General features: G+C 47.8%; 1 protein-coding gene and 1 pseudogene. Both read right to left on the reverse strand.

What is annotated here, in order from left to right; translation table 11 throughout:
- Positions 1 to 183: pseudogene (locus tag R8269_RS25910) on the reverse strand (ABC transporter permease); the annotation flags it as partial.
- On the reverse strand, positions 180 to 1,081 hold a 902-nt coding region (locus tag R8269_RS25915), incomplete at its 5' end, for an ABC transporter permease (RefSeq protein ID WP_318223002.1). The pseudogene R8269_RS25910 and the gene R8269_RS25915, both read right to left, overlap by 4 nt.

The following is a 1,081-nucleotide window of genomic DNA, read 5'->3' on the forward strand; positions in this document are numbered from 1 at the left end:
TAGGCTTGTTTGGCTTCCGTCTAGGTTTACGACCGCAATTGGCTGCTCTCTCGGGGTTTGTTGTGCGTATGGCAGCGGATACAAAAACGAATAAAAAACCACGCCACCAAAAACAGTTAATGTGACGACGGGGTTGGTCAGCACAGAGCGAATCTCTGCTTTAATCAGTTGCCAGAGTGTCATGCTGCCTCCCTTTGCTGAGTCGACAGTGCTGCCGCTCGGTTTTTATGCATGAATGCGGCTGTCAGTAAGAGTGGCACCACATACCAGATCATTGGCCACAAAGCACTAAACGATTGAGCGGCTGAGGCTCCGTAGCTTGCCTGACCAACCTGAACTTCGATGTAATGGGTGATAGGTAATGGTGAGCGCCAAGCATGAGCGAGCGTGTTCATGTCGGAAACTGGAAACGTAATCCCCATAAAAGCAAAACTTGGCGCAGTAAACGCACCAGCAAAACTCATTGCGCGGGCAGGGTCCATCGATAAAAAGAAAAACAGTGCGCCCATAATGATACAGGCAACAACGGTGACCAATTGAGCCAGTAACATGACTACGAGACTGCCTTCCATCGGCCAGTCCAATAACACATAAAACCAGTAGAGGAACAAGGCACCTTGCAACATAAACACTGGGATGTATTGGCTCAAAATTGCGCTGAGTTTTGTGTATGGTTTATTACCCAAAAACTCAAAGCCATTTTTGCCCCCATAAATGCGAAAGTGCGCCGCAAGGATCAAAATCGTACTCACAACGATACAAATTTGCCAAATCGCAGGCACGATAGCGGTGACCAAAAACTGCGCGTAGTTAGTGTTGCGATTAAACAGCGCGGTGATTTGGGTCGACACTGGCACAGCTTGGCCGAGCGCGGACAACGTCGTTGTATTGCCTTTGGCGAGATTGCCCATCACTTGCACCTGAGCATCAAAGTACCCTTGAGCTTGTGCCACAGCTGAATTAATTAACTTTGCCACCAAAATATATTGGCTGTTAAAAAACACTGAAAGCTGCGGTTGGCGATGCAGCAAAATGTCTTGGTCAAACTTAGATGGAATGACGGCAAAAGCGTAAATATCGC

This window comes from Vibrio sp. Vb0667, assembly GCF_033391095.1.